This is a genomic window from Rubrobacter marinus (assembly GCF_011492965.1).
Classification (GTDB): domain Bacteria; phylum Actinomycetota; class Rubrobacteria; order Rubrobacterales; family Rubrobacteraceae; genus Rubrobacter_F; species Rubrobacter_F marinus.
Genome location: NZ_CP045121.1, coordinates 2350280 through 2371069, shown reverse-complemented (window position 1 = coordinate 2371069; position 20790 = coordinate 2350280). Strand labels below are relative to the sequence as shown.

Here is a 20790-nt window from a genome sequence, read left to right as displayed (position 1 = left end):
AGCGGGGCTCAGGTACCTGGCGCGGCCGCCGCTTCGGCCAGCACCCGCGCCAGCCCCTCGGGCCACGAGAGCATCGGGTGGTGGCCGGTCGGTAGCTCCACAACCGAACCCGCCCTCCTCGCGAGCCTCCGCTGCGCCTCGGGCGGCGTCGCCCGGTCCTCGGCGCACACGACGTAGGTCGACGGCTTCTCGCGCCACGCGACGCCGCGAGGAGCCTGCCCGAAGACCGTCAGGGGCTGGCGGGTCAGACGCTCGAGCGCACCGGCGACCGACGCCTCGTCGCAGTCCTGCATAAAAGCGTCGGGCACGAGCTCGGCCTTGATGCCCATCGTGCCGTCCTCCGGACGCGGGTCCATCCACGGCCCCGGCTCCCTCCCCCGCCGAAGCTCGCCAACGTCTCGTCGCTCTCGGGCATAACCGAGGAGACGTAGACCAGGTGCCCGACGCCCCGTGGCCCGCGGCGGCGTCGGTTATGACCATGCCGCCGTAGGAGTGCCCCACGAGCACGACGGGCTCGTCCTCCTCGTCGAGCGCCGCCCTCACCGCGTCGGCGTCGGCGTACATGTCCCCGGAGACCTTCGAGGAGACCCCGGGGGCCACACAGCTCGGCAGCTCCACGGCCCGGCTCCCCAGGCCGAGGGCGGCCAGCGGCTCGACCATGCGGTGCCACCACCAAGCCCCGTCGAAGACCAGGGCGCCATGCACGAATACGACCTTCATCTCAGCTACCTCCCTGCCACCGCCTTCGCTCCCTTCGGACGCCTAGTGTAGCATTAGAGCAGTGTTTGTGCAGTGTTTTGAGCCGGGGCAGAGGCTCGGAGAAAGAATTTTCGTCCGTCTACCGGTATGCGTGCGTCAGGCGGGTCGCGTCTTCGTCCGATCCTCCGGAGGATGGCCCTCTCGGAAGAAGCTCTCCACTTCCCGCAGGGAGCTCGTGACGGGCGCGGGGGGAGGCTTGCGAGGATCGCCTTGCCCCAGCTCTTGCGGCGGAGCCTGGGGTCTAGAAGCGCGATCACGCCGCGGTCCGAATCGCGGCGCATGAGCCGTCCCGCCCCTGCCGGAGCGCCACCTGCGCCCTGGGCAGCGAGACGGCGCGGAACCAGTCCCTGCCCGCCCGCTCGGAGAGGCGCTTGATGACGGGGTCGTCGGGACGGGGAAGGGGACGCGGTCTATCACGACGAGGGAGACGGCCTCTCCGGGCACGTCCACCCCGGTCCAGAAGGAGCGGGTCCCCACCAGGACGCCGCCCTCCGTCTCCTTCAGCCACCGCACGAGCCGCCCCGGGGAGTCGTCGCCCTGGAAACGCACGGGGAAGGGCGGGTCGAAGACGCGCCTGTACGCCTCGACCGCCCGGCTCGTCGAGAGCAACACCAGCGCCCTCCCCCCGGAGAGCGCGACCAGATCCTCCGCGCGCTTCGCGCCCGCCGCCGCCTCGCGCTCCGCGGCCGGAACACCGTGCGGGGCATCTCGCGGCGCGCCCTCCCCTTCGTCCACGTACAGGAGGCACCTCGCGGCGTAGTCGAACACCTCCGAGCCGAGGTGCTCCCGGACGGTCCTCCCTCCGAGGGGCCCGTCGAGGCCGAGCCGGCCCCTGGTGTAGGAGAACGAGCGTCCCTCGCCCGACCCGGTCGCGAGCGTCGCGCTGGTCAGCACCACCCCGCCGTCCCCGAAGAGGGGCAGCAGTCCCTCCCGAAAGGCCTCGCCGGTGTCCACGAGCCAGGCCTTGAGCTCGGGCAGCGGCTCCCCAGTCACCCCGCCCTTGCGGCCACGCCGAAAAGACCTCCGGCCCTCGACCACGGCGTAGGCGTACTCGTCCTCGGGCTCGGAGTAGAAGAAGCGCAGGTCCCCGAGGAGGCGCGCGACCATGCCGGTAAGGTTGTTCGCCTCCTCCTTCGGGTCGTTCGCGAGCGCCTCCGAGACCGAGAGCAGCGCGTCCTTGAGGGTCCCGTACGAGCCGGGGGCGGCGCCCTCGTCCCCGAGGGCGCCGTTCGCCTCCAGCTCGCCGAAGAAGAGCTCCGCGGCCATCTCGGCGCGGTCGGTGTGTGCTACGGCCCCCTCGGACTTCTTTTTCGCCTGGCGCATCGCGTAGCGGACCCGCCCGTAGGACACCCGGGCGCCGAGGGCCTCGGACATGACGTCCTCCAGGACGTGGGCCTCGTCGATGATGAGGTGGCGGCCCTCGGCGTCGAAGATGTTCCCGCCGGAGGCGACGTTCGCCAGGAGGAGGGCGTGGTTGACGATCACGAGGTCCGCGTCCTGGGCCTTCTCCCGGTGGGCGTAGTAGAAGCAGCCGTCGCGGAAGCGGCAGCTCTTGGGGGCGCAGTCCTCGCCGTCGGAGGCTACCTCGAGCCAGGCCCACGCCGGCACCGGGAAGTCCAGGTCTTCCCTGTCCCCGGTCTCCGTCTCGACGGCCCAGCGTTCGAGGCCCGGGCCGAGCTTCCCGTCGAGGAGCGTGCCCTCCCTGAGGGTGTCCTCGTGGCGCTGGCCGCAGAGGAAGTTCCGGCGGCCCTTCATCACGGAGTACGCTATCCCCTCCTCCTCGGGCTGCCCCAGCAGCGAGCTCGAAGCGGCCGAGACCACGGGTACGTCCTCGGTCAGAAGCTGGTTCTGGAGGGCGAGCGTGGCGGTCGAGACCAGGACCTTCTCGCCGGCGCGCAGCGCCCGCAGGATCGCGGGCGCGAGGTAAGAGGCGCTCTTGCCCGTCCCGGTCGGGGCGTCGGCGAGCAGCACGCCGCGCTCGCGAAAGGTGCGTTCCACGGCTCGCGCCAGCTCCACCTGCTCCGGGCGCCGCCGGTACCCCGCCTTGCGCGCGGCCAGGGGCCCGTCGACGGCGAAGATCCCGTCCGGCGCCGCCTGCTCGCCGCCCCCCGAATGTCTCTCTCGCGCTCCCATGGTCCCAGGAGATTATCCTCGCCGCGCCCCGAATTGCGAGCCCCGGTTCGAAAACGCGCCCCGGACGGTGCACGCCCCGCCCGACCGCACCGCCCGGGAGCAGGGCCGCGGAGGGCTACAGGGGATCGGTCCCGTCCCCGGGCACAGCCGACTCCCGCATGCCGAGCCCCTCTCGCTCGACGGGCGGCAGCTCCGCGTGGTGGCGGGCGAGCCAGCTCACGCCGTCGAGGAAAGCGATGGCCCGGTCGGTCTCCGGGCACGCCCCCCTCAGGAGGCGCCAGAAGGAGGGGGAGTGGTCGGGGTGGACGGCGTGCGCGAGCTCGTGGGCGACCACGGCTTCGAGCACCCACCGGGGCATGCCCCTCAGCGCGGCGTTGAGCCTGACGGTGTCGGTGCGCGGGCTATAGCTGCCCCAGCGCGAGCGCTGCGCCGTCGAGAACAGCACCCGGCCGACCGAGGGGGGCTCGGGGAACCTCCCGGCGACCCGCCGGGCGAGGGCGAGGGCTTCCCCCTCCCCGTTGACCTTCCTCGCGTGGGCGCGGCGCAGGAGCCTGCGCGCCAGACCCTCGACGACGGGCGCTAGATCCTCGTCCCGCATCCCCGGCGGCGCGCTCACCCGCAACACGGAGCCCTCGAGGCGGGCGTTGACGTTCTTCACCCGCTTCTTGCGCTCGACGAGCAGGGTCAGGGCCGTACCGTCCACGAGTAGAACCTTCTCTTGACCGTCCTTGGACACCGCGTGAGTGTAGCGCCGAAAGCCCGGCAGATCTCGCTCCCCGGCGGCCCGGAGCGACCCCCGAACGCTCGCCGGGGAACGCTCCGGCGTCGTTCCAGGAGCGTTCGGGGTCGGGTGGGTCGGGCAGGAAGGCTCACGGGCGCCGGGTTTGCGCGCGGGGTCGGCGGGGCTGTCCGGTCAGGCTATCTCGCCTGGACGCCGAGCAGGAGGCGCCCCTGGGCGTCCATGCGGGCGTTCGGCCTGCGGCTGGGGTCGTGGATCTCGGACGGGTCGTCCCCCGTGCCGACGAGGTAGACCCTCGGCTCCTCGACGCCCTCGGTCGGGTCCGAGACGTAGCGGCGCCAGGCCATCTCGCTCCACACGAACGTGACGACCGGCTTGCCGGCGGACCCGTCGTCCGTGCCGACGTGGACCTTGGGGAGCCCGAGGGCCTTGGAGATCGAGGCGACCGTCCGCGTGTGCTCGCTGTCGTTGAAGACCGAGATGCCCGCGCGCATGCGTTGCTCGGGGGAGGAGAGCTGCTGCAAGCTCTGGCGGGCCTCCTCCAGCTCGCGCTCGCGCCGCAGGCCCTCCTCGACGGCCTCCGCGAGGCGCCGCTCGAGGTCCATCGCGCGCTCCTCGGCGAGGAGCCGCGCGGAGTCCGCCTCCTTCAGCCTCCCCTCGAGGCCGTCGTCCGCGGGCCGCTGCTCGGCCTCGGTCTCCCGCCGCGCGCCCCCGGTCCTCGCGGCCTCCAGGGCCTCCCTGAGCTCGGCCGTCACCGTCCCCTGCTCCTCCAGGGCCTCCCTGAGCTCGGCGAGCCGGTCCTCGAGGCGTGCGCGCTCCTCGGCGTGCTCGCGGGCGCGCCGCTCCAGGTGCTCCTCGGCGGCCTTGCGCTCCTCCGACCTCTCGCGCTCGATCTCGGCGAGGCGCTCGCCGTACACGCGCGCCTCGGACTCCTGGCGGGCCCTGAGGCCCTCGGTGCGCTCCTCGAGCCCCGCCTGTTCCGATTTGCGCTCCTCCTCCCGGCCGGCGAGGGCCTCCTGGAGCCTGCGGCGGGCGTCGGCGAGGTCCCTGGCGCTGCGCTCCTTGACGGCGCGCAGCTCCCCGTCCCTCTGAGCCTCGATCTCCTCGGCGCGCCTGTCGGCGGCCTCCTTCTCCTCCGTCAGGCGCTGCGCGTGCGCCCGGCGGAGCTCCCGCTCGCGCCCCTCGGCCAGCGCCTTGACCTCGCGGACCTCCCTGCGGCGCCGCTCCTCGGCCGTCACCGCCATCGACTCCAGCTCGATCCTGAGCTCCTCCACCTCGACCCGGCGGCCCTCGATCTCCGCCCGGAGCTGCTTCTGGATCTCGAGCTCCCGGCCCGCCGCGGCGCTCCTCAGGGCCTGGAGCTCGGCCTTGTGGCGCTCCCGCTCCGCGCGCCGCTCCTCGTCGAGGCCGCGCCCGAGCTCCTCCCGGACGGCCCGCTCGAGCTCGATCTTCTCGCTCTCCGTCCGGCCCTGGAGGTCCTCGATCTCCGCCTGATGCGCCTTCTTCAGGGCGTCCGTCTCGTCGCGATGCTCGCGGGTCAGGCCGTCCATCTCGTCGGCGTAGCTCTTCTGGAGGGCCCGTATCTCCGCGACGCGCTCCGCCTCCGTTCTCTCGACCTCGGCCTTGTGGCGCTCTTCGAGGTCGCGGTAGCCGGCCCTGAGCTTCTCCTCCCAGCGCTCCGCCGCCGACCTCAGCTCCTCGACCTCGGCCTTGTGGCGCTCCTCCAGGGCCGTCCGCTCCTTGCGGAACTCCTCCCGGAGCGCACCGACCTTGCCCTCCGACGCGGCCGCCTCCAGGTCCGCCCGGCGCTGCCCCTCGAGCTCCTCGCGGAGCTCGGCCATCCCCGAGATGTGCTCGTTGCGGAGGCGTAGCTGCTCGTCGGCGTACTCGCGCCTCAGGTCGCTCAGCTCGTCGCGCAGGGAGACGGCCTCCGCGCGCGCGGCCTCCAGCTCCTGCCTGAGACGGTCGCCCTCCTCCACGGATTCCCCCCGGGCGGAGACCTCCTCCTGGGCCTTGCGCAGCGCCATCGAGGCGTGGTCCAGGTCGCTGCGCAGGTCGGCGACCTCGCCCTCTAAGCTCTCGATCAGGGCGTCGGCGGCGCGCATCTGCTCCTCGAGCTCGCGAACCGGGTCCACGCTTCCCTCCGTCAAGCCGATCCGCCTCCGCTCACCGGAGAGCCGTTATGTTCGTCGTACGCAACCACCGGGGGTCAGGGTAAACGTTTCGAGGGTTCGGGTAAAGTACCGCCCGACGGGCGGAGGGGCGCTAGTTCCGCGCGCGGCAGGAGGGGCAGACGCCCTCGATGACGAGCGTCGTCTGGGTGACCTCGTAGGGGGTGTTCTCCCGGACGGTCTCGAAGAGGTCGCCGGGGTCGACCCCCGGGATCTCCTCGACCGTGCCGCACTCCGTGCAGCGGATGTCGTGGTGGGGCTCCGTGTTCAGGTCGTAGCGCACCGGCGACTCCGACCAGCGCTTCGCGCCGATAAGGCCGATCTCCTCCAGGACGGAGAGCGCCTGGTAGACGGTGCCCAGGGCGACCTTCGGGTTCTTCTTTTTCACGGCGAGGTAGACCTCCTCGGCCGAAGGGTGCCCCTTGAACTCCTTCAAGGCGTCGAGAACGGCGCGCCGCTGGCTGGTCAGGGTGTAACCCGACCGCCGGAACTTCTCGCGGACGTCGCGCTCCGCCACACCGATCATCTCTGCCACGCCTCCCGATCAATAACCATTCCTGGAAAAGTCTATCACAACCCATTTCGTGGTCCCGAGATACATTAAGGCTCATGGCACTCCTCATCACGGCGCTCGTAAACCTCTTCCGCCTCCTCAGAAACGTTGCCGTGCGCCTCCTCCGGCGGCCCCCGGACTTCGTCTGGATCCCGGTCTCGGGCTCCCTGCCCGAGTTCGAGTCGCGCAGGAGGGGCTTCCTGCGCCGCCGTCTGGGTCCCCGACCCTCCGGCCCGAGCCTCGAAGGCATCCGTTCGCGCCTCGACCGCATCCTCGCCGACGGCAGACCGGCCGGCGTCGTCCTGCGCGTCGAGAACCTCGACGCGGGCTGGGCCTCCCTGGAGGAGCTGCGCCGCGAGATCGAGCGTTTCAGGGGGCGGGGGAAGAGGGTGGTCGCCTACCTCGTGGATCCCGGCAGCCGCGACTACTACCTCGCCTCGGCCGCGGACGAGATCTTCGCGACCCCGCTCTCGACCCTGAACGTCGTCGGCGTCAGCGCCCGGGTGAACTTCCTGAAGGACGCCCTCTCGCGCGTCGGCATCCGGACGGAGGTCGTCGCCGTCTCGCCCTACAAGAGCGCCGGCGACACCCTGGCCCGCTCGGACTTCTCCGAGGAGTCCCGCGAGCAGACCGAGAGGCTCATCGACCGCAGGTTCGGGGCGCTCGTAGACGCGATCTCCGCCGGACGCGGCCTCCCGCCGGACGAGACGCGCCGCCTCATAGACGGGGCCCCCTACCCCGCCTCCGCCGCGGAAGAGGCGGGCCTCATAGACGGCGTGCTCTACGAGGACGAGCTGGCCGGCAGGCTCGGTGAGGGGGGCGCGCGGCTGGCCGAGTGGGCCGGGGCGCGCCGCGCCCTGCGTCTGCCGTATCGCAAGAGGGCGCGAAAGCTCGTGGCGATGGTCGGGGTGGAGGGGGCGATCGTGCGCGGGAGGAGCCGGAACCTACCGGTGCCGCTCCCGCTGGTGGGGCGCCAGCAGGCCGGAAGCGACTCCGTCGTCGCCGCCCTGCGCGTCGCCGAGAAGAACAGGCGGGTCGGGGCGGTGCTGCTGCACGTCGACTCGCCGGGGGGCGACGCGCTCGCCTCGGATCTGATCTGGCGCGAGGTCGAGCGCGTCCGGCGCAGGAAGCCCGTCGTCGTCCTCATGGGCAACGCCGCGGCCTCCGGCGGCTACTACGTCTCGGCGGCGGCGAGCCACGTCGTCGCGCGCGGGAACACCGTCACCGGCTCCATCGGCGTGATCCTCACGCGCCCCGTCGCGGCCGGCCTGCTCGGAGACCTCGGCGTCAACCCCGTCACCGTCGAGCGGGGCGCACGCTCCAACCTCCTCGACCCCCGCCGCGAGCCGACCGCCGACGAGCTCGCCGTGCTCCGGACGCAGCTCACCGCCGTCTACGACGAGTTCAAGGACCGGGTCGTGCGCGGGCGCGGGATGGATCCCGCGACGCTCGAAGGCCTCGCCGGCGGGCGCGTGTGGACGGGCGACGAGGCCCTGGAGCGGCGCCTCGTCGACGAGGTCGCGGGCTTCCGGGACGCCCTCCGGAAGGCGAGGAGCCTCGCGGGGATGGACGGGGACGACGCGGACACGCTCCTGAAGGTCTCCGTCCCCGCGGGCGCCCGCCCGTCGCCCGGTGAGCCCGTGCGCGAGGCGGTCGACGCGGTCCTGGAGGCGTTCGCCGAGCTGAAGGCGCCCCGCGCGTGGGCGCTCGCCCCGTACCGTCTGGAGGACGAGCGCTAGCGGCTGGTAGTATCTGCCGGCAAGCCCGTCTAGACGGAGGTGGAGCGGTGCGCAACCCGGGCCTCGCGGCGGCGCCGAGCCCGGTCATCCCCGGCGTCGGCCAGATGGACGACGGCCGCGTCCTCGCGGGCATCCTGTGGCTTATCGTCACGCCGGGGCTGTGGATCGGCTCGGGCGGGTCGCCCGGCTGGAGCCGCCACGTCGCCGCCGCCTACTCCTACGACGCCTACGCGCGCGACCATCGGGTCCGTCCTTGAGAGAGAAGGGCGTAGACAGGCGGGCGATGGCCGTCCTCTCGGCCGGCCACCTCTTCACGGATCTGAACCAGGGGGCGGTGGCCGCCCTCGTCCCGTTCTTCGTCACCGAGCGGGGGCTCTCGCTCGCGGCGGCGGGATCTCTCGTCCTCGCGGCCACCCTGAGCTCCTCCATCGTCCAGCCGCTCTTCGGCCTCTTCTCGGACAAGAAGCCCCTCCCGTCCCTCATGCCGCTCGGGGTGATTTTCGGAGGCGTCGGGGTGGCGCTCGCGGGCGTCGCGCCGTCTTTTCTCTGGATCTTCCTGTGCGTCGTCCTCTCGGGCCTCGGCGTGGCCGCCTTCCACCCGGAATCCGCCCGGTTCGCGGCCTATGTCTCGGGCTCCCGCCGCGCCCGCGGCATGAGCTTCTTCTCCGTCGGCGGCAACGCCGGCTTCGCCCTCGGTCCCGTGCTCGCGACCCCGCTCGTCCTCGTCTTCGGGCTCCCCGGCACCCTCTTCCTCGCCCTCCCCGCGCTCGCCATGGGGCTCGTCCTCTTCCACGAGCTGCCGCGCCTCCTCTCGTTCCGGCCGGAGGCCGCGGGTGGGGGAGAGGGGCGGCAGAAGGAGGCCGCGCCGGACCGCTGGTGGCCCTTCGCGCGCATGGTCGGGGTGGTCACGGTCCGCTCGTTCGTCTACTTCGGCCTCGTCACCTTCGTCGCCTCGTACTACATCCGCGAGCTCGGCGCGTCGCCGGGCCTCGCGAACGCGGCCCTCTCCGTGATGCTCTTCGCCGGGGCGGTCGGGACCCTGGCCCTCGGGCCCGTCGCCGACCGTTTCGGGCGCAGGACCGTCCTCGCGGCCACGATGCTCGTCCTCTCCCCGCTCCTCTACGCCTTCACCCTCGCCGGTCCCCTTGGCGGGATGGCCCTGCTCGCGGCCATAGGCGCGTTCACCATCGGCACCTTCGGCGTGACGGTGGTGATGGGGCAGGAGTATCTGCCCGGCAGGATCGGGGTAGCCGCAGGCATCACCATGGGCCTCTCCATCGGGCTCGGCGGCGTCGGCGCCCCCCTCCTCGGGGCCTTTGCCGACGCCTACGGTCTCTCGACCATGCTGCTGGCCATCGCCGCCCTCCCCCCGATAGGCCTCCTCCTCGCCCTGACCCTGCCCCGCGCCCGCCAATAGCGGGACGAACGCTCGAACGGCGCCTCCGCCCGTCCGCTCTCCCCTAGTCCTCGCCCGCGGCGAGCCAGTCTCCGGCCTCCCGCATGACCTCGGGCGGCACTTCGTGGCCGCCGTCGAACTCGCGGTAGCGAACCCCGTACCCCGAGCGTTCGAGCCGCGGGACGATCGTGCGGCTGCAGCGCTCGATCGGGAGCACGGCGTCCCGCGTGCCGTGGGAGACGTAGAAGCGGGGCGAGCCGACCCGCCCGGCCGGCGCCATAAAACCCGGGGAGAGCGCGAGGACGCGGCGGAACAGATCTCCGTTGGTGATCCCCAGGGAGAGCGCGTAGGAAGCCCCGTCAGAGAACCCGGCGACGGCGACGCGCGCGGGATCGACGGCGTAACGGGAGAACGTCCGTTCCAGGGCCCCGTCGATCGCCCGTACGTCCGGCCCGTACCCCCCGACGATGACGTCCCACGTGTACTCACGAGAGGTCGGGGCGAGGACGACAAGCCCCTCCGCCTCCGCCGCGTCCCGAAACACGGGTAGGATGCCGCGAGCCTCCGCCCCCGCCCCGTGCAACAGGACCACGAGCGGCGAGGGGCGCCCGGCCCGGTACCCCGAAGGCACGTACAACAGGTGCTCCCCGCGCGGGGACCTCCGAGTCCGAGCAGGCCGACCGGGGGGAGCCGGTCGGCCCCGCCACCGGACGCGCCCTCAGGCGCCCGTCTGTCCGCTCGTCCTTCGCCATTCGCGCCGCGTGTATATGCCCGCCGCGCGTTCGGGGTAGGCACGGTCGTGTCCGTCGAGGGGCGGGGCCTGTTCTTCGTTCCGGGACTTCGGCGGCGTGTTGTAAAAGAAACGCCATCCGTTCGTCGCGCATTGGGTAACATGAGATGCGTGAAGCTCGGGCCTCAGGACAAGGATCACGGCGTCGGTTGAACGTTTTTAGCGCGCTCGGCCGCTTCTCCTACAGGTTCCGCTGGCCCATCCTCATCGTGTGGGGCCTCCTTCTCGTGGCGAGCGCCTTCTTCGCCCCGAACCTCTCCGACCGGCTCAAGGGCGGCGGGTTCAGCGGCGCGGGCTCCGACGCCGAGGAGGTGCAGGAGATCCTGCTCGACGACTTCGACGCCTCGCCCGCCATCGTCACGGTCGTCTTCGAGGGCGAGGGCGCGCCCGCCACGAGCCCCGAGTTCCAGGAGGCCCAGAACCGGGCCCTGGAGGACGTGCGCGGCATCGAGGAGGTCCGGAACGTCACCACCTACTCGGAGACGAGGGACCCGCTCTTCGTCTCCAAGGACGAGCAGAAAAGCTACGCTCTGGTCTCCTTCGGCGTCTCCGTCGACGAGACGCAAGGGCTCGTCGACGAGGTGCGCGAGAGGGTCCGCTCCGACGAGTTGAAGACCTACGTCACGGGCGCGCCGGCCGTCTACCTCGACATCACCGAGGCGAGCAACGAGGACATCCGCCGGGCGGAGAAGTACGCGTTCCCGCTCGCGCTCCTCATCCTGATCGTGGCCTTCGGCAGCCTCGTCGCCGCCGGCGTCCCCGTGGTCATCGGGGGCGCGAGCGTCGCCGTCACCCTCGCCACCCTCTACTTTGTCGCGGGCGCCTACGACATGTCGTTCTTCGTCCTCACGATCTCGACGATGCTCGGCCTGGGCCTCGGGATCGACTACGCCCTCTTCGCCGTGAGCCGCTTCCGGGAGGAGCTGGAGAACGGCCCGGTCTCTGAGGCCGTGCCCAGGACCGTGGAGACGGCAGGTCGGAGCATCTTCTTCAGCGGGACGGCCGTCCTCATAGGGCTTATGGGCCTGCTCTTCTTCCCGTATATGTTCATGCGCTCCATCGGTGTTGCGGGCTCGTTCGTGGTCTTCGTCTCCGTCGCCGCCGCCCTGACGCTCCTCCCCGCGCTCCTCGGGGTCCTGGGGCACAAGATCAACGCCCTCTCCCTGAGGCGCCGCCGCCGGAGCTCCGAGCCCGTCGGCGCTCGCTTCTGGAGCAGGAGCGCCGAGATCGTGATGCTCCACCCCGTGCTCGTGCTCTTCGCCGTCGGCGCCGTCCTCTTCGCCCTCCTCTACCCGGCCCTGCACATGAGGGTCGGCATCCCCGAGGCCACGGTGCTCCCGACCCGCTACGAGTCGCGCATCGGCGACGACATCCTCAAGCGGGACTTCGACTACGCCCGCCTGACCCCCATAGACATCGTCGCCACCCTCCCCGGCGACCCCCTGAGCCCCGAGAACCTCGCGAAGGTCCGCGACTTCGGCGGGAGCGTCGGCGGGACGGACGGCGTCGAGCGCGTCGAGAGCATCTACACGGTGGGCGAGGAGACCGCCCGCGCCTACGCCGAGCGCGTAACCTCCGCCCACAGCGACGCGGAGGCCCAGGCCGCGGCGCGGGTCGACGCGGCGGTCGAGCAGCAGCTCGCCGGCCTCGAAGCCCAGTACGGTTTCGTGCCCCCGGGTGCTGAGGATGAGGTCCGCGCCGAGGCCGAGCGCCGCGCCGCCGAGGAGATCGACGGCCGCGTCCCGGAGCTTCCCGAGGGGGTGAACGCGGACGGGACGGCGACGCCCGAGGGGATCTCCAACGTCCTCGCCCTCCCCGAGGTCCGCGACTCCGAGGAGGTGCGAAGCGCCCTCAGCACGTTCGTGGCCGGGGACCGCACGATCCTGCGGGCGGTGACCGCGCCGAACCCCTACACAGAGGAGGCCCGCGCCGTGGTCGGGGAGGTTCGGGCGATAGACGCGCCGGAGGGGGTGCAGTACCTCGTCGGGGGGCTCTCCGCCGGGCAGAAGGACTTCATCTCGAACCTCTACGGCAACGTGCCCTACGCGGTCGCGTTCGTGCTCGGGGTGACGTACCTGATCCTCTTCCTCACCTTCCGCTCGTTCTTTATCCCGCTGAAGGCGGTGATCGTGAACATCTTGAGCCTCACGGCGAGCTTCGGGGCGATGGTCTTCGTCTTCCAGGACGGCAACCTCTCGGGCTTCTTGAACTTCGCGCCCCTGGGATTCGTGGACGCTACGGTCCCCATACTGATGTTCTGCACGATCTTCGGCGTCTCCATGGACTACGAGGTCTTCCTGCTCTCGCGCATCCGGGAGGCCTACGAGCACGGCGAGTCGAACACCGAGAGCGTCTCGAAGGGTCTGGTCTCGACGGCCGGCATCATCACCTCGGCCGCCGCGATCATCATCGTGGTCACGGGCGCCTTCGCGTTTACCGGCATCGTGACGACGAAGGCGGTCGGCCTCGGCCTCGCGGTCGCCGTCTTCGTGGACGCCACCATCATCCGCGTCCTCCTCGTCCCCGCCACGATGCGCATCCTCGGCGACTGGAACTGGTGGCCCGGCGGCCGCAAGAGCGTCTTCAAGCGCAAGGGCTAGAAACCTCCCGTCCGGCTTCGCGTACTCGAAGACGAGCACAGCGAGGGAGGAGGCCCCCGAAAGCAACGGGAGATCGACCGCGATGGGGTGGAATCCGGACGGGGGCGCAAGCGCGAACCGGCGCGGCGGCCGTGGCACCCGTCGGAGGCGATCGAGGCGGCGCCGTGCGTCTCGTGGACGCTTGGGAAAGCGATACTACGGGCTCCTCCCGACCTCCAGGTACCTGGGACGCGCCGCTAAGCCCCGATGGCCACGTCCCTTAGCCGTGCCCCGTCGCGGCCCCGTCGGCCAGCAGGTGGACGAGGTGCCCTACGAGCAGCGCGGCCGCGGTAAGGACGATGGCGACCTGAAGCTTGCGCTCCCGGGAGAAGTCCCGCATCAGGAGCGCGCCCAGCGCGAGCACGACCCCGACCTCAGACGCCGCCGCGCACAGGTCCACGAACCCGAAGCCCTCCGCCTCTCCCGCACGAGGACCGAAGAAGGGTATCCCCACGGTCTTCGTCGAGAGGTACACGGCGAGGACGAACAGGTTTCCCCGATACCCACGAGAAACAGCGATCGCCGGGCCACCGCATCAAGACGGTGCCGTAAGCCCCCTGGACGGCCGCCGAGACCAGAAAGAACGTCCCGTACCCCCACCACTCCCGCATGTGCTCCGGCATGACCCAGAGGTGCGAGAGGGCGGCCAGCAACGACAGAGCCGCCGCCAGGTACAGGGGCAGTTCGCGTCGCCCGGCCCTCGCCGCTTCTACGTCCACCCGTTTCTCCCGCGATGCAGGAAGAGGGAGCGCCCCGCAATAAAGCCCGGGCGCTCCCTCTCCGCCTGCGTGCGACGCAACTTGCCCGACCCGACGAACTGTATAAGCTGCTTCGGCGGAGTTTAGCTCCGCGCCGTGGAGCTGCGGCCCGGCACGCCGGCGACGACTAGCGCCAGGACGCCGAGGGCGAGGTGCACGATGTTGTCGAAGATGGTGTAGCCGTTCGGGATCAAACCGAACAGCGTCGGCACTATAAAGCCGAGGATGCCGACGAGCAGGTAGACGACCCCGACGACGCCCACGACCGACCGCACCGTACCGTCATCCGTCCTCCCGAAGCCGAGATACGCCAGGAGCCCGCCCGAGAGCAGATGGACGATGTCCTCCACGAGGTCGATGTTCAGGATGCCCAGGAAGAGCTCGTCCCCGAGCAAGAGGCCCACCACCCCTAGCAAGATCAACACTACCCCTACAACCTGCGCATACGTTCTTGCCGCCATGCCGTGCCTCCTTCGGTCGGTCTGCACGCCCTGTTACGTTATAACCCATACAGGAGAGCAAGCAACAAGAGGCGCAAGTCCGAAAGCAAGAATTGATCCTGGAACCATGCTGGGCTACACTTGCCGCGTGAGCGAGCTCGAGCAGTTACTCAGGAGCCGGGGTTACCGGCTAACGAACCAGCGGCGTGTGATCGTGGGGGAGTTGGAGGGCGCGCGTCATCTGTCGGCGGAGGAGTTGCACGACCGCCTGAAGGGGGAGCACCCCGAGCTCGGCCTCTCCACCGTGTACCGGACGCTGGATCTCCTGCACGAGCTCGGGATCGTCCGCAAGGAGGACTTCGGTGAGGGGTACTCGCGCTACGAGCTGGCGACCGAGCGCATCCACCACCACGCCCGCTGCCGGGAGTGCGGAGCGGTCATCGAGTTCAACGAGGAGCTCATGGAGTACCTCGCCCTGCAGGTCGAGCGCGAGACCGGGTTCGTCACCGAGTGGCACGAGATCACGCTGCACGGCCGCTGCGCCGCCTGCTCGGACTCCTGACCCGGGGCCTCAGCCCCGAAGGTCACGGCGCTTCCGCCCGTACTCGTTCCGGTCGATCTCGCCCCTCATGTACCGCTCGTCGAGGAGCCGCCGCGCCGGATCGGTAGCAGCTCTTCCCGATGCCCCTCATCACCAGCACGAGAACGCCGACCATCGCCATTGCCACGACGAGGGCGGCACGCTCCCGGAAGATCGGCGAGCAGTCGGGCGGATCGAACACGCCGGTCGTGAACGCCTACCTGGGGTCCCGGGAGGGACTTCCCACCGAATTGCAGGTTACACGTGGAGCTTCAAGCCATCCTCGGCGACCAGCACCTCTCCCGAGAAGCCGCGCCCGATCTCGGCCTCGAGATCCAGCGCGTCCGCGGGCGGGTAGACGTGGGTGAGGACGACGCGCCCCACGCCCGCCTCCGAGGCGATGCGGGCGGCGCCGGATGGCGTTAGGTGGCCCGCTACCGGCGAGTCGTCGGGGAAGGAGCACTCGATCAGCAGGGTGTGCGCGCCGCGGGCGAGCTCGACGACGGAGGCCGCGTACTCGGTGTCGCCGGTGTACACGAACGCGCCGCCCTCGCCCTCGACGCGGTATGCGATGCTCTCCGGGCGGTGCGCGGCCGGGGCCCAAAAGATGCGGGCGCCCGGAAGCTCGACGGGGGAGGGGCTGGTGTGGGCCAGCCCTAGCACCTCCGTCGGGTAATAGCCGAGCATCCACTCGCCCCAGACGCCGGAGATCTTGCCGAAAAACTCCTCGAACGGGTCGGGCCCGTACAGGGCGAGCGGCCTCGCCCGCTGGGTCTCCGCCCCGTACTTTATGGCGAACATGAGCGGGACCACGTCCACCGTGTGGTCGGGGTGGAAGTGGGTGAAGAAGATCCTGTCGACCGAGAACGGGTCGAGGCCGGCCCGCAGCATCCCGCGCACGGCCCCGGAGCCGAGGTCGAAGACGAGCGTCTCGCCCCCGGCCTCCACTACCACGCAGCTCTGACGGCGCTCCAGACGCGGTACGGCCGTCCCGCTGCCCACCACGGTTATCTCCAAGGCGCATCCTTTCTCCCGAAGGCCCACAGAAGCCCCGCTACGCCGAGCAGCGCCCCCCCGACGACGTCCGACGCCCAGTGGACCCCGAGGTAGACGCGGCTCGCGGCCAGCGCGAGCAGCACCACCAGGATCGCGGCCCGCAGGGGCCGGTTTCCGGAGAGCAGGTACAGGGCGCCGAAGAGGATCACGGCCCTCAGCATGTGGCCGCTCGGGTAGGGGTAGGCGTAATCGACGACGATCACCGGCGCGTAGTCCAGCGAGCGCCCCGAGCCCTCGGGCAGCGGGACCTGCGGGAGGTAGAGCTTCATGAGCAGCTCCAGAACCGCCGTCGCCACGAACGCCACGAACAACCGTGCCGCGAGCCCCCGCCGCCGGGTGAAGAAGAGCCACAGGAGCAACGCACCGAGCGCGACGCTCGTCACCTCCACGCCCCCGAAGACGGAGGACGCCACCGACGCGCGATCCAGCGCCGCTGAGGCGACGGACTGGAAGGTCCGTAACGCCCAAAGGTCCGCGCGGTAGAGCCACCCCAGCCCGGCCGCCGCCGAGAACGCCGAGAAGAGGACGAAGGTTATCCAGGCGCCACGGATGTAACCGTCCTCGTGCACGGTGCGAGATTAGCAGAGCCCGGGCACGAAGAAGGCCGGGCCATAAAAGACCCGGCCTTCTTACCGCAGGAGAAAGTCGTTCTAGGCGACGGCGTCGCGCAGGATGCGCCCGTACTCGCCGCCCTTGAGGATGCGCTCGGCCTCGCGCTGGAGCTGGCGGACCCTCTCCCGCGAGATCTCCAGCTCGTCGCCGAGCTCCGCGAGGGTGGCTGGGTCCCGATCGTCGAGGCCGTAGCGGCGCACGAGTACGTAACGGGCGCGCTCCGGCAGGCGCTCGATGGCCTCCTTCAGGTGCTCCGTCTCCATCTCGCGCATGACCTCACCGGCCGTGTCCGAGGCCCGTTCGTCCTCGACAAAGTCCCCGAGCTGCGAGGAGGTCTCGTCCGAGGAGACCGGCTGATCCAGGCTCGTCGCGTCCGGCATGGCGCCCATCGTGAGCCTCACCTCGTCGATGGCCCACCCAAGCCTCTCCGCGACCTCTTCCTCCATCGGGTCGCGCTCCAGCTCGGCGGAGAGCTCGTTGTAGGCGCGGGAGACCTTCCGGATCTTCTCGGTCATGTGGACGGGCACGCGGATCGTGCGCCCCTTGTCTGCCACCGCCCGCTGCACCGCCTGGCGGATCCACCACGTAGCGTAGGTGGAGAACCTGAAACCACGGTCGGGGTCGAACTTCTCCACCGCCTTCATCAGGCCGATGTTCCCCTCCTGGATGAGGTCCTCGAAGGGCAGGCCGTAGCCTCTGTACTTTTTGGCGACGGAGACGACGAGCCTGAGGTTCTTCTCGATCAGCTTCTGGCGGGCCCGCTCGTCACCCGCCTTCGCCCGACCCGAGAGGTCGATCTCCTCGGCGTGCGTGAGGAGGTCGCCCTGGCCGATGTGCGCCAGGTACTTCGCCAGAAGCTCCGGCGTCTCCGCTTCTCTCTCTGTTTTTCCGGTGGCCGACTTTTTTGCGATCTCGGTGGCCATTCGCCCTCCCAGGGTGCCCAGCGGCAAAAATCTGTTTCGAAAACTACTCTTGATACTACCTCTTTCGGGCTATTTCCAAACGTTTCCTTTCTCCTTTGGGAGACTTTTTCGACATGGTTTAGGCGTATACGCGGCGGGCGGGGGAGAGGTTTCACCGCCGATGCGTTTATAATCATGCTTATGAGGGATGCAGCGGGGATTGCGGAAGGGCTCAAGGCCGGTACGCCGGAGGTTTTGGCGGCGTGGCGGCGGGATCGCGGCGGCGAGGATGGGGGGGCCGAGGCCCGGCTCGTGGAGGAGGTCGGGCGGCTGCTGGAGATTTTCGCGGAGTTTCTGCGGAGCCCGGAGCCGCTGGAGGGCTTCAGCCGCGAGGGGGCGACCCGGGCGATGGTGGCGAAGATCTCGGCGATCCAGCACGACCTCGGCCGCGACGCGGTAGGGGTGATCGAGGACTACGCGTCGCTCCGGCGGTGCGTCTGGCGCTTCGTGGAGGGCCGGACGGACCTCCACGCGCTCGACGGGGGCGAGGTGGCCCGGTTCTTCGTGAAGCTGATGCAGGCCGCCGACTGGGTCACCGAGAGGGGGCTGGAGGAGTTCGAGGGGATCGCGCGGGCCAAGATGGAGAGCGACCTCGGGCGCGCGACCGCGACGGACCTCCTCACCGGCCTCCCCGACCGGGAGCTCTTCAACCGGTGGCTCCTGCCGCAAGCCGTGGAGGAGCACGACCGGCTCGCGCTGATCGTCTTCGACCTCGTGGACTTCTCGGGGATGGTCGCCGGCGGGAACGTGCCGCGGGCGAGGGAGGCCCTCCTGGGCCTCGCCGAGGCCGTGGAGAAGGGCACGCCCGAGGGCGCGCTCCGGGCGAGGTTCGGGGACGACGAGATCTGCGTCCTCCTGCCGGCTACGGAGCCGGAGGAGGCCTACGCCACGGCCGAGGCCGTGCTCGACAACCTGTCCCGCTCCCCGGAGGGCCTGCGGGCCGACGCCGGGGTAGCCGGCTACCCCGAGCACGGCGCAAGCTCCGACGAGCTCGTGGGCTCGGTCTTGTGGGCCCTGAAGACCGCCAAGCGCGTGGGCGGCGGCGGCATCGTCGTCGCCCGATAAGGAGGAGAAGCTTGATCGCCATCATCAACCGTCTACCGGTGAAGGAGGGCGCGGCCGATCAGGTCGTGGAGCGTTTCGCGGGGAGCGGGGGACACGTACAGGGCTTCCCCGGCTTCGTCTCCATGGAGGTCCTGCGCTCCGACGCCGAGGACGAGGTGCTCGTGATCACGCGCTGGCGGGACCGGGAGGCGTTCGACGCGTGGGTCGGGAGCGATGAGTTCCGCAAGGCGCACGGCAGGGGAGGGGGCGGAGATCTGCTCAGCGGCCACCCGAAGATGGGTTCCTACAGCGTGGCCGTCGAGCGCGCCCCCGGGTCGCCCTGACGGGCCGCTCGACTCGCTACCGACGGTCCCTAGAGGACACTGTAGATCGAGCTCTCCTCGGGCGAGGGCGGCTGGTACTCGCCCTTGCCGAGGATGGCGAAGACGACCGCGAAGAGAAAGATCATCACGGCGATCATAACGATTAGTGATGCGCTCCTCACTTGTGCTCCCTCAACGTAGCCCTTGAACCAGCGTTATTCTAACCCACCCGGGGGTGCGTCGCCCCGGGTCGAGCGGTCGGGAACGACCGGTAAGGTATAATGTTCGTGTTTGTAGGAGGTTTTATGGAGCGTGGAGGTTCCGGGAGCCATCGGGGTGTTTCGGGTTGAAGGATGCGGAGCGGGGGACGTTTTTGGCCGTTGATGCTTCTGTGAGCGAGTATGGCGAGGTGCAGGAGGCGGAGTGCCGCGCGCTCCTGGAGATCCTCAAGGGCATGGGGATCGCCTCGGCCGACAGGATCTACAAGCCCGGCGACGCCATCTACCGCCAGGGCGAGCACGGGGACGCCCTGTACGTCCTGACCTCCGGGGTCGTGAAGCTGTTCAGGCCGTACTCGGGGAGCAAGGAGGCGACGCTCCGGCTGTTGAAGCCCTGGGACATCTTCGGCCACCTCGCGTTCACAGGGGAGGCCAGACAGAGGGCCTACGCCGAGGCCGTCACCGAGTGCAGGGTCACGAAGGTCCCGAAGATCTTTATGGAACGGGCCGTCCGCCGCAACCCGCAGGCCGCGCTCAAAACCATGACGCTCCTGGAGCTCAGGCTGGTGCAGTACGAGGAGCTCGTCAAGTGCCTCCTGCCGCGCGAGACGGAGGTGCGCCTCGCGAACCTCCTGCCGATCCTCGCGAGCAAGTTCGGCGACCGGGACGCCGAGGGCCGCATCACCATCGACCTGAGGCTCACCCACCAGGACCTCGCCGCGATGGTCGCCTCGACGCGCGAGTCCGTCACCAAGGTGCTCAACGACATGCGCAACCGCGGCGTCCTGGAGATCGAGAGCGGCAGGATCATCCTCAAGGACCACGCCGCCCTCGCCCGCCTGAGCGGCGCCTAGGAGGGCCGCTCCCCGGCTGTTCCGGCAGAAGGGGGAGCGCCCGCGAGGGGGTTGGGCTATACTCGCGGCTGCCCCGGAGCCGGTACCCCCAAGAATCGCCCGTGCTGCGACGCGCAGCGCACGGTCTCGCCGGCACGGAGCCCTCGTGGTTGACCGCTAGAGCGAAGGTGCCGTTCGTATGCTGGAGTTTTTGGAAGCCGTGTTCCTCGGGATCGTGCAGGGGCTGACGGAGTTTCTGCCCGTCTCCAGCTCCGGGCACCTCCTGCTGGGGCAGTACTTTCTCGGTCTGGACCAGGAACGGTTCGGGCTCTCGTTCGACGTGGCCCTGCATCTGGGCACCCTTCTGGCGGTGATCTCCTTTTTCTGGCGCGACCTGCTCAGGATGGCGGCGGCCTTTTTGCGGTCCTTGTGCCGGCGGAGCATCGCCGAGCCCGACGCGAAGCTCGCCTACCTCGTCCTGGCGTCCACGGTACCGGCGGCGCTCATCGGTTTCTTTCTCGAAGACTTCTTCGAGACGGCCGTCAGGTCGCCCTGGGTCGTGGTCTTCAACCTGGTGCTCGTGGGCGTCCTCTTCATCGTCGGCGAGGCGGTCGGGCGCAAGACGCGCGACTCCTCCAAGCTCACCTTCCGGGAGGCGGTGGGGATCGGGCTGGCGCAGGCCGCGGCGCTCGTGCCCGGGGTCTCGCGCTCCGGCGCGACCATAACCCTGGGCTCTTTCTGGGGCTCAAGCGCGAGGAGGCCGCGCGCTTCTCGTTCCTGATGAGCGTCCCGATCATCGCGGGGGCGGGGTCGTTGCAGCTTCTCGAGGTCGTCGAGGAGGGGATGAGCGCCTACGACACGCTGCTCTTCGCGGTCGGCTTCGTCTCATCGGCGGTTGTCGGGTACCTCGCGATCAGGTTCTTTATCCGCTTCATCGCGAACCACTCCCTGCGCGCCTTCGCCTACTACCGCTTCGGCCTCGCCGCCGTGGTCGCGCTGCTGCTCGTCCTCCTCTAGCTTTTGACACGGCTCGAACCCTTCTGAT

19 protein-coding genes and 3 pseudogenes are annotated in these 20790 nt (G+C 70.2%); 9 read left to right on the top strand and 13 right to left on the bottom strand.

The genetic code is table 11. From position 1 onward, the window contains the following. Nucleotides 1-8: 8 nt before the first annotated feature. From GBA65_RS25290 to GBA65_RS12180, 6 genes and pseudogenes are all read right to left on the bottom strand, one after another. Nucleotides 9-660: pseudogene (locus GBA65_RS25290) on the bottom strand (alpha/beta hydrolase). Nucleotides 661-773: 113 nt separating this feature from the next. Beyond that, nucleotides 774-1040 (bottom strand): hypothetical protein, encoded by a 267-nt coding sequence (locus GBA65_RS26475; protein WP_407691014.1) that lies wholly within the window; start codon nt 1038-1040, stop codon nt 774-776. A gap of 148 nt (nt 1041-1188) precedes the next feature. Beyond that, nucleotides 1189-2514, bottom strand: a pseudogene (locus GBA65_RS12195) (ATP-dependent DNA helicase); the annotation flags it as partial. A 493-nt stretch (nt 2515-3007) separates the two neighbouring features. Further along, nucleotides 3008-3595 (bottom strand): M48 metallopeptidase family protein, encoded by a 588-nt coding sequence (locus tag GBA65_RS12190; RefSeq protein WP_207955718.1) that lies wholly within the window; start codon nt 3593-3595, stop codon nt 3008-3010. 215 nt (nt 3596-3810) lie between these two features. Further along, nucleotides 3811-5781: a coiled-coil domain-containing protein gene (locus tag GBA65_RS12185; protein WP_166396785.1), complete on the bottom strand. Its 1971-nt coding sequence runs from the start codon at nt 5779-5781 to the stop codon at nt 3811-3813. Nucleotides 5782-5896: 115 nt separating this feature from the next. After that, complete coding sequence (locus tag GBA65_RS12180) at nt 5897-6328, bottom strand: Fur family transcriptional regulator (RefSeq protein ID WP_166396784.1); 432 nt, start codon at nt 6326-6328, stop codon at nt 5897-5899. A gap of 83 nt (nt 6329-6411) precedes the next feature. Between GBA65_RS12180 and GBA65_RS12175 the strand changes: the two genes are divergently transcribed. From GBA65_RS12175 to GBA65_RS12165, 3 genes are read left to right on the top strand one after another with little or no spacing between them, the layout of a single operon-like run. Next, nucleotides 6412-8094, top strand: coding sequence for a S49 family peptidase (locus tag GBA65_RS12175; RefSeq protein ID WP_166396783.1), 1683 nt, complete (start codon nt 6412-6414; stop codon nt 8092-8094). Nucleotides 8095-8141: 47 nt separating this feature from the next. After that, entirely contained in the window at nt 8142-8351 is a 210-nt protein-coding gene (locus tag GBA65_RS12170) for a hypothetical protein (protein ID WP_166396782.1), read from the top strand. Further along, entirely contained in the window at nt 8348-9511 is a 1164-nt protein-coding gene (locus GBA65_RS12165) for an MFS transporter (RefSeq protein ID WP_166396781.1), read from the top strand. Before GBA65_RS12170 ends, GBA65_RS12165 begins: the two co-directional genes overlap by 4 nt. 43 nt (nt 9512-9554) lie before the next feature. Here GBA65_RS12165 and GBA65_RS12160 read toward each other — a convergent pair whose 3' ends face one another. After that, a complete protein-coding gene (locus GBA65_RS12160; RefSeq protein WP_228281970.1) occupies nt 9555-10121 on the bottom strand; it encodes an alpha/beta hydrolase in 567 nt (188 codons plus the stop codon). A 308-nt stretch (nt 10122-10429) separates the two neighbouring features. Between GBA65_RS12160 and GBA65_RS12155 the strand changes: the two genes are divergently transcribed. Next, complete coding sequence (locus GBA65_RS12155; protein WP_166396780.1) at nt 10430-12880, top strand: MMPL family transporter; 2451 nt, start codon at nt 10430-10432, stop codon at nt 12878-12880. A 259-nt stretch (nt 12881-13139) separates the two neighbouring features. Here GBA65_RS12155 and GBA65_RS12150 read toward each other — a convergent pair whose 3' ends face one another. Then, the gene (locus GBA65_RS12150; protein ID WP_166396779.1) at nt 13140-13373 is read right to left on the bottom strand and encodes a hypothetical protein; all 234 of its coding nucleotides are present in this window, start codon (nt 13371-13373) and stop codon (nt 13140-13142) included. 387 nt (nt 13374-13760) lie between these two features. After that, nucleotides 13761-14138 carry a DUF4383 domain-containing protein gene (locus GBA65_RS12145; RefSeq protein ID WP_166396778.1) on the bottom strand — a complete coding sequence of 126 codons (378 nt, stop codon included), beginning with the start codon at nt 14136-14138 and terminating at the stop codon, nt 13761-13763. A 127-nt stretch (nt 14139-14265) separates the two neighbouring features. On the opposite strand from GBA65_RS12145, the gene GBA65_RS12140 reads away from it, so the two are divergent. Beyond that, a complete protein-coding gene (locus tag GBA65_RS12140; RefSeq protein ID WP_166396777.1) occupies nt 14266-14679 on the top strand; it encodes a Fur family transcriptional regulator in 414 nt (137 codons plus the stop codon). A 276-nt stretch (nt 14680-14955) separates the two neighbouring features. On the opposite strand, the gene GBA65_RS12135 is transcribed toward GBA65_RS12140, so the two are convergent. The 3 genes from GBA65_RS12135 to GBA65_RS12125 form a co-directional block, all read right to left on the bottom strand. Beyond that, complete coding sequence (locus GBA65_RS12135; protein ID WP_166396776.1) at nt 14956-15714, bottom strand: MBL fold metallo-hydrolase; 759 nt, start codon at nt 15712-15714, stop codon at nt 14956-14958. Then, complete coding sequence (locus GBA65_RS12130) at nt 15705-16322, bottom strand: phosphatase PAP2 family protein (RefSeq protein ID WP_166396775.1); 618 nt, start codon at nt 16320-16322, stop codon at nt 15705-15707. The genes GBA65_RS12135 and GBA65_RS12130 overlap by 10 nt, the downstream gene beginning before the upstream one ends. An 81-nt stretch (nt 16323-16403) precedes the next feature. Next, complete coding sequence (locus GBA65_RS12125) at nt 16404-17288, bottom strand: sigma-70 family RNA polymerase sigma factor (protein WP_166396774.1); 885 nt, start codon at nt 17286-17288, stop codon at nt 16404-16406. 180 nt (nt 17289-17468) lie between these two features. On the opposite strand from GBA65_RS12125, the gene GBA65_RS12120 reads away from it, so the two are divergent. Beyond that, a complete protein-coding gene (locus GBA65_RS12120; RefSeq protein ID WP_166396773.1) occupies nt 17469-18392 on the top strand; it encodes a GGDEF domain-containing protein in 924 nt (307 codons plus the stop codon). 11 nt (nt 18393-18403) lie between these two features. Continuing rightward, nucleotides 18404-18715, top strand: a complete 312-nt coding sequence (locus GBA65_RS12115; protein WP_166396772.1) for an antibiotic biosynthesis monooxygenase family protein — start codon at nt 18404-18406, stop codon at nt 18713-18715. Between the two features lie 29 nt (nt 18716-18744). On the opposite strand, the gene GBA65_RS25285 is transcribed toward GBA65_RS12115, so the two are convergent. Beyond that, a complete protein-coding gene (locus GBA65_RS25285) occupies nt 18745-18876 on the bottom strand; it encodes a hypothetical protein (protein WP_266096489.1) in 132 nt (43 codons plus the stop codon). A gap of 209 nt (nt 18877-19085) precedes the next feature. Here GBA65_RS25285 and GBA65_RS12110 point away from each other — a divergent pair, with 209 nt between their 5' ends. Together GBA65_RS12110 and uppP are read left to right on the top strand one after the other, a co-directional pair. Continuing rightward, nucleotides 19086-19766: a Crp/Fnr family transcriptional regulator gene (locus tag GBA65_RS12110; protein ID WP_166396771.1), complete on the top strand. Its 681-nt coding sequence runs from the start codon at nt 19086-19088 to the stop codon at nt 19764-19766. A gap of 178 nt (nt 19767-19944) precedes the next feature. Continuing rightward, nucleotides 19945-20762: pseudogene (uppP, locus tag GBA65_RS12105) on the top strand (undecaprenyl-diphosphatase UppP). Nucleotides 20763-20790: the final 28 nt, after the last annotated feature.

Excerpts from the sequence above, each read along its gene's own strand:
- GBA65_RS12120 (WP_166396773.1), top strand. The coding sequence starts at position 17,469 with ATGAGGGATGCAGCGGGGATTGCGGAAGGGCTCAAGGCCGGTACGCCG.
- GBA65_RS26475 (WP_407691014.1), bottom strand. The coding sequence starts at position 1,040 with ATGCGCCGCGATTCGGACCGCGGCGTGATCGCGCTTCTAGACCCCAGG.
- GBA65_RS12125 (WP_166396774.1), bottom strand. The coding sequence starts at position 17,288 with ATGGCCACCGAGATCGCAAAAAAGTCGGCCACCGGAAAAACAGAGAGA.
- GBA65_RS12175 (WP_166396783.1), top strand. The coding sequence starts at position 6,412 with ATGGCACTCCTCATCACGGCGCTCGTAAACCTCTTCCGCCTCCTCAGA.
- GBA65_RS12145 (WP_166396778.1), bottom strand. The coding sequence starts at position 14,138 with ATGGCGGCAAGAACGTATGCGCAGGTTGTAGGGGTAGTGTTGATCTTG.
- GBA65_RS12180 (WP_166396784.1), bottom strand. The coding sequence starts at position 6,328 with ATGATCGGTGTGGCGGAGCGCGACGTCCGCGAGAAGTTCCGGCGGTCG.